Genomic DNA, 6380 nt, shown 5'->3' with positions numbered 1-6380 from the left:
CGCCAGGCGGCGTTCCCAGGCCGGCGTGACGCCGGCGGCGGCTTCGGCCGCGATGGTCCGCACCAGCACCGGCAGGCGCGCCGGGTCGAGTTCCGGCAGCACCGGGCGGAAGATGCCGGCCTCCAGCATCAGCGCCAGGGTCGCCACCGGATCGGGAAGCGCCAGCAGCAGGCGCAACTCCATGGCGATGCGCTCGCGGCTCAGCGCCATCAGATCGTTGGCGCGTGCGGTGCAGGCGGCGAGGCCATCGGCATCGATGTTGGCAGCAAAGCGCGCCGAGAAGCGGAAGAAGCGCAGGATACGCAGATGATCCTCGGCAATGCGCTGCAGCGGATCGCCGATGAAACGCACCCGGCGCGCCGACAGATCCGCAAGCCCGCCCCAATAATCGTCGATCGCGCCATCGGGCAGCCGGGCATAGAGCGCGTTCACGGTGAAATCGCGGCGCGCGGCATCCTCGCGCCAATCGTCGGTGAAGGCGACTTCGGCGTGACGGCCAAAGCTCTGCACGTCGCGGCGCAGGGTGGTGACTTCCGCGACGAGGCCCTCTCCCACCACGGTCACCGTGCCATGGGCAATGCCGGTCGGCACCGCCTTCAGGCCGGCGGCCCGCACCCGTTTCATCACTTCGTCCGGCGGGAAACGCGTCGCCAGATCGATATCGGCGCCGTCCAGCCCCAGCAGGGCATCGCGCACGGCGCCGCCGACCAGCCTTGTATCGCCCGCGACGGCCTCCAGCGCCTGCAACAGCGCCGCACCCGCCGGAGTGGTCGCCCAGCCTTGGGGCGGCAAGTGGGGCGGCAGGTTCACAGCGCCTCCAGTCGGCGCGAAAGCGCCACGATCATGCCAGCGGTGGCGCCCCAGATATAATGGCGATCGTGCTGGATCGACCAGAAATGCCGGGTCTGGCCCTGCCATTGCCCGGTCTGGCGCACATGGTTGGCCGGATCGAGCACATGGGCGAGCGGCACGTGGAACAGCTCGTCCACCTCGTCGGGCTGGGCTTTCAGCGTCAGCCCCGGCGGCACCACGCCAACCACCGGCGTGACCAGATAACCGGTGCCGGTGCGATAGGGATCGAGCGTGCCGAGCACCTCCACGGCCTGTCGCGGCAGCGCCACCTCCTCTTCCGCCTCGCGCAGCGCCGCAGCGACGGCGTCCGGGTCGGTCGCATCCTGGCGGCCGCCGGGAAAGGCGACCTGGCCGGCGTGACGTTTCAAATGCGCGGTGCGGCGGGTGAACAGCAATTGCGGCGCGGCCTCGTCGGAAATCGCCATCAGCACGGCGGCCGGCGTCAGCCGCGTTGCAGGTGGCGGCGGGCCGCGATCCAGATCCCAGTCGCCGTGCGGCTGGGGCGTGAACGGACCGCTCAGGAGGGTGCGCACCCGGTCAAGCGGCATCGCTGGTTCCAAACGCAAAGAAGGCGCCGTCGCTCCACAGGCCGGGCGGCTCCGCGCCTTCGGCCAGCGCCAGATCGGCGAGGCGATAGAAGGTGGCGCGGTTGACCAGCGCGACAAGGCCGCCGCGCACATGGAGATAGGGGCGTGGCGTGCCATCGGCATCGATGCGCACGTCGAGCGCATGATCGGGCCCGCAAGCCACAATTTCATCCGTGTTCAGGCGGAACAGGATGCGCCGGGCCGGGCCTTCGCTTTCCCAATCGGCATCGACCGCGATGAACGGCGCATCCTCGACATCGATGTCGAGTTTTTCCACCGGCGTTACCAGCACATGGCTGCCGTCGGGCTCGCGGCGCAGGATGGTGGAGAACAGCTGCACCAGTTCCTTGCGGCCGATCGGCGTGCCGGCGTGGAACCAGGTGCCATCGGCGGCGATGCGCATGTCGCTGTGGCCGCAATGGGTGGGGTGCCATTGCTCCACGAGCAGCCGCTTGCCGGCCCGGGACAGGGCCAGCAGCTCGGCAAAGCGATCAGGTGATTCTGTGGTCACGCGCGCCTTATTGGGCGAAGCGCGGTTTCAGGCAACCTTGGCCGGGCGGGACGGGTTGACGCTGGCGGCCTCTACCCAGGCAATGCGGGGCAGGCCGGTGGTCGGCCCACGCAGCAGCAGCCGCGCGTGATCGACCGGGCCGGGCAGTTCCCAGTGCCGCGTCGCCACCGCCGAAAAGCCGAAGCGGCCATAATAAGGCGCGTCGCCGATCAGCAGCACCGGCGGGCTGTCAGCCGCATCGATCGCTGCAAGGCTGGCGCGCATCAGTGCCGAGCCAATGCCCTGGCCTTCGCGGCTGGCGGCGACCGCCACCGGGCCAAGCAGGACCAACGGAAGGCGGCTGCCGCCCACGCTTTTCAGCCGGATCGGCCAGCATTGCAGGCTGCCAACAAGCTGATCACCGTCCATCGCCACGAAGGAAAAGCCGCCGAGCAGTTCGGCGCGTTCGCGCAGGCGATAGGCAGTGCGGTTGTGACGCGCCGGACCAAAGCGCTCGTCAAGCAGGGACTCGATGGCGGGCTGGTGCTGCGGGCCCAGCGGAACAATGTCGATCAAGGATTTGGCTTTCGGCTGACAGTCAGAACGGGCGACACAAACGGGCACTGCACCAAACGGGGGCGCAGTGTCAGATTCGTCGGCCAAGGCGCAGCAAAAGCGTCATGCCCGACTGCATAACAGCCGGGCGATGAACGCGCAATGGACGGGTTTGGTGGGCGTTTGGGCCCGGATCAGTGCAGGTGGATCAGTGCAGTCGAATGTTGGCAATGGCCTCGTCGGTCAGCCGCGCCTGCAGATCCTTGTCGGCGCGCGCCGCAATAATGGCTGAGGCGGCCTTGGTGACCTGGGCCGCGACTTCGGCCTTCAGCTCGGCGGTCGCGGTGCGCTCGGCGGCCTCGATGCGGCTCTGGGCAGCGGCGGTGCGGCGGGCGATGGCTTCGCTGGCGGCGATCTCGCTGGCCTTCACCAGTTCGGCCGCTTCAACTTCGGCCTGCCGGCGGATGGCCGCGGCTTCGGCTTCGGCAGCGGCCTTGGCGGCCTGCGCCTGGCCCAGCAGGGCTTCAGCTTCGCTGCGCAGATTTGCTGCTTCGTCGAGCTGCTTCTTCACGCCGGCGATCCGGTCGTCCAGCGCCTTGGCGATCAGGGCCGGCGCCTTCAGCACCACCACGGCCAGCACGATGAAGATGGCAACGCCAGTATAGACCCAGCCTTCGGCGTCGACACCCAGCAGGGTGGCTTCCTCATGGTGGCCGCCCTCGGCAACGGTGCCGGCTGTCGTGACCTGTTCTTCCGCCATGATCATTCCTCAGCGCCCCGGATCAGTTCTGCGCCAGCGCCGCCGACACATCGGCCGGGGTGATGGCGATGCCAGCCAGCTTGGCTACCGCTTCGCTGGTCAGATCGGCCACCGTGGCTTCCAGGCTGGCGCGGGCCGCAGCGCGGGCAGCCGCCAGCGTGGTGGCCGCAGCGTCGGCATCGGCTTCCAGACGGGAGTTGAGCGCCTTCAGCTGCGCTTCGCTGGCCTTGGCCGCCGATTCGCGGGCCTGGGCGACAGCGGCCTGCGCCGCCTCACGTGCAGCCTTCATGGCGGCCTCGTGCTGCTCGCGCAGCGCATCGGCCGCGCCCTTGGCGGCTTCGGCGCGATCGAGATCACCGGCGACCTGCGTTTCACGCGCTTCGATCACCTTGCCGACCTTGGGCAAGGTTGGCCGCACCACAACGAAATAGAGCAGCGTGAAGACCACGCCGAACCAGAACAGCTGCGATACGAAACTGGCAGGATCAAATTGCGGCACGAGACGTCCCCGGCTTTTCAGCAAACAAGCGCCCGGCGCCCGGTGCAGCCACCGGGCGCCGGAGCCAAAATCAGCCGAACGCCAGCGCGAGCGCGACGACGGCGGCGATCAGGCCGAGCGCTTCGGTCACGGCGAAGCCGAAGATCAGGCGGGCGCCAAGCTTGTCGGCAGCGGCCGGATTGCGCAGCGCGCCCTGCAGGAACATCCCGAAGATGATGCCGACGCCGATGGCGGCGAAACCGGCACCCATGGCGGCCAAACCGGCACCAATCAGCTTGTAAGCAGCGACTTCCATTGTTCGTCCTTTACGTGTGGCAAGTGGTTGAAACGATTAGTGGAGATTGACAGCGTCGTTGAGATAGATGCTGGCCAGCAGGGCAAACACATAGGCCTGCACCACCGCAATCAGCAGTTCCAGCGCGGTGAGCGCGACATTGACGCCCAGCGGGATGATGCCCAGCCCGATATTGACCGCGCCCAGCGACACCACGAAGCCGCCAAACACCTTCATTAGCACGTGGCCGGCGGTCATGTTGGCGAACAGTCGGATGGCGAGCGTGAACGGCCGCGACAGGAAGGAGAGGAATTCGATCGCTGCCACCAGCGGCGCCACGAACAGCGGCGTGCCTTCGGGGAGAAAAAGCGAGAAGAAATGCAGGCCGTGACGGGCAAAGCCGACGATCACCACCAGGATGAACACGATCGCGGCGAGGCCGAAGGTGACGGCGATATGGCTGGTGGGCGTGAAGGCACCAATAAACGGCACCATGCCCAGCAGGTTGCAGGCCAGCACGAAGATGAACACCGCAAAGATCAGGGGCGCATAGCGCAGCCCTTCCTTGCCGACATTTTCGCGCAGCATGTCGCGAATGAAATCATAGAGATATTCAACGGCAGCCTGCATCCGGCCCGGCACCAGCTGCGGGCGGGCGGTGCCGATGAACAGGAAGGCCGCGACGCAGCCCAGCGCGATCAGCATCCACAGCGAGCTGTTCGTGAACGACAGATCGAAGCCGCCGGCCGAAATCGGCGCGATGGTCTCGATCTTGAACTGCTCCATCGGGTTGGCCACGGCCGCTTATTCCTCGTTCCGTTCGGCGGACTCTTTGTCCATCCGCTTCTGCCGGCGCAGCGACTGGGTGAGACCCGTCACAAACCCCAGCAACAACATAACAATCAGACCCCAAGGGCCGGTTCCGGCCTGCCGGTCGATGAACCAGCCGATGAAACCACCGGCCAGCATGGCGCCGATGAACTCCGACGCTGCCTGCCAACCGGCATTTTCAGCCACCTTCTTGCCGTCCTTCCGCCCCGGTTCGGCAGCCCGGGCCGCAGCGATGCGGCGCGCGAGGCTATCCTCGTCGGTGGGTTGTTCGGCCAAGGCGTGAACCCCTGTCGTCCATATACGCCTGTCGGGTATGACAGACGGCCCCGCCAGCGGAGCCGGCAAGACATGGCGCGCGTCCTAGAGGCGGGGGGTGGGCATGTCAACCGTTGTGCAGTGCAACCGGGCGCGAATATCGGGCTATGCCATCGCCACCAGCCGCTCGGCGGTCTGCAGGTCAACGCTCACCAACTGGCTCACGCCCGGCTCAGCCATGGTGACACCGAACAGCCGGTGCATGCGGCTCATCGAAACCGCATTGTGGGTGACGATCAGGAAGCGCGTGCTGGTCTCGGCGGCCATGCGGTCGAGCAGATCGCAAAAGCGCTCGACATTGGCATCGTCCAGCGGCGCATCGACTTCGTCGAGCACGCAGATCGGCGCCGGATTGGCCAGGAACAGCGCGAAGATCAGCGCGGTGGCGGTGAGCGCCTGTTCGCCGCCCGACAGAAGTGTCAATGATTGCAGCTTCTTGCCTGGCGGCTGCGCCATGATTTCCAACCCGGCTTCGAGCGGATCATCGGATTCGATCAGCGCCAGCTGCGCCTCGCCGCCGCCGAAGAGATCACTGAACAGGGTGCGGAAATGGCCATCCACCGCCGTGAACGCCGCCTGCAGCCGCTGCCGGCCTTCGCGGTTCAAGCTGCCGATGGAGCCGCGCAGGCGGGCAATGGCGGTATCGAGCTCAGCCTTTTCCGATGCGGTGAGTTTCGCCTGTTCTTCCAGTTCTTTCAATTCGATATCAGCGCGCAGATTGACCGGGCCGAGGCGGTCGCGTTCGCCGGTGAGGGCGTCGAGGGATTCGGCCAAGGCATCAGGATCGCCGGGTTCGATGCCGAAGCCGAAGCGGCCGGGCAAAAGCGGCGGCGGACACTGGAAGCGTTCGCCGCACAGGCGCTCGATCTCCAGCCGGGCGGCATCCTGGTGCTCGGCCTCGGCGCGGGCGGTGGCGCGCAGTTCGCGGGCTTCGCCGACATCGGCATCGGCAGCGCGGGCGCGGGAACTGATTGCATTCAGGGCATTTTCGGCAGAAGCCAGCCGATCGGACGCGGCGGCGCGGGCCGTGTCGGCGGCCTGGGTGGTGGAGGCCAGGCTGGCGAGATCGGCGCTGATGGCACGGCTGCGGGCGGCGAGGCCGGCGCGTTCCTCCTCAGCCGTCTCGCGGCGGCGGGTGAGCTCGGTGCGTTGGCCGGCGCTGGCCTCCAACCGGCGCTGCCAGTCGGCCTTTTCGCCGGCAATCGCTGCCCGGCGCT

General features: G+C 67.3%; 9 protein-coding genes and 1 pseudogene. All 10 read right to left on the bottom strand.

Annotation, left to right across the window (positions count from 1 at the left end; translation table 11 throughout):
- A partial coding sequence (locus GJ693_RS12815) for a CCA tRNA nucleotidyltransferase (protein ID WP_156256679.1) occupies positions 1 to 810 on the bottom strand: 810 nt, incomplete at its 3' end.
- The gene (locus GJ693_RS12810; RefSeq protein WP_235902880.1) at positions 807 to 1385 is read right to left on the bottom strand and encodes a CoA pyrophosphatase; all 579 of its coding nucleotides are present in this window, start codon (positions 1383 to 1385) and stop codon (positions 807 to 809) included. The genes GJ693_RS12810 and GJ693_RS12815, both read right to left, overlap by 4 nt.
- Before the next feature lie 4 nt (positions 1386 to 1389).
- Positions 1390 to 1917 (bottom strand): DUF1285 domain-containing protein, encoded by a 528-nt coding sequence (locus tag GJ693_RS12805; protein WP_235902882.1) that lies wholly within the window; start codon positions 1915 to 1917, stop codon positions 1390 to 1392.
- A gap of 60 nt (positions 1918 to 1977) precedes the next feature.
- On the bottom strand, positions 1978 to 2505 hold the full coding sequence (locus tag GJ693_RS12800; protein WP_156256677.1) for a GNAT family N-acetyltransferase: 528 nt from the start codon (positions 2503 to 2505) through the stop codon (positions 1978 to 1980).
- A 187-nt stretch (positions 2506 to 2692) separates the two neighbouring features.
- Entirely contained in the window at positions 2693 to 3244 is a 552-nt protein-coding gene (locus tag GJ693_RS12795; protein WP_197042183.1) for a F0F1 ATP synthase subunit B family protein, read from the bottom strand.
- Positions 3245 to 3266: 22 nt separating this feature from the next.
- Positions 3267 to 3743, bottom strand: coding sequence for a F0F1 ATP synthase subunit B family protein (locus GJ693_RS12790; protein ID WP_197042182.1), 477 nt, complete (start codon positions 3741 to 3743; stop codon positions 3267 to 3269).
- Between the two features lie 70 nt (positions 3744 to 3813).
- Positions 3814 to 4038 carry an ATP synthase subunit c family protein gene (locus tag GJ693_RS12785; RefSeq protein WP_156256674.1) on the bottom strand — a complete coding sequence of 75 codons (225 nt, stop codon included), beginning with the start codon at positions 4036 to 4038 and terminating at the stop codon, positions 3814 to 3816.
- A gap of 36 nt (positions 4039 to 4074) precedes the next feature.
- Positions 4075 to 4803 carry a F0F1 ATP synthase subunit A gene (locus GJ693_RS12780; RefSeq protein WP_156256681.1) on the bottom strand — a complete coding sequence of 243 codons (729 nt, stop codon included), beginning with the start codon at positions 4801 to 4803 and terminating at the stop codon, positions 4075 to 4077.
- Between the two features lie 18 nt (positions 4804 to 4821).
- The gene (locus GJ693_RS16995) at positions 4822 to 5124 is read right to left on the bottom strand and encodes an AtpZ/AtpI family protein (protein ID WP_197042181.1); all 303 of its coding nucleotides are present in this window, start codon (positions 5122 to 5124) and stop codon (positions 4822 to 4824) included.
- Between the two features lie 144 nt (positions 5125 to 5268).
- Positions 5269 to 6380: pseudogene (locus GJ693_RS12770) on the bottom strand (chromosome segregation protein); the annotation flags it as partial.

This window comes from Sandarakinorhabdus oryzae (assembly GCF_009733735.1).
Lineage (GTDB): Bacteria > Pseudomonadota > Alphaproteobacteria > Sphingomonadales > Sphingomonadaceae > Sandarakinorhabdus > Sandarakinorhabdus oryzae.
This window is presented reverse-complemented; position numbering and strand designations above follow the sequence as displayed.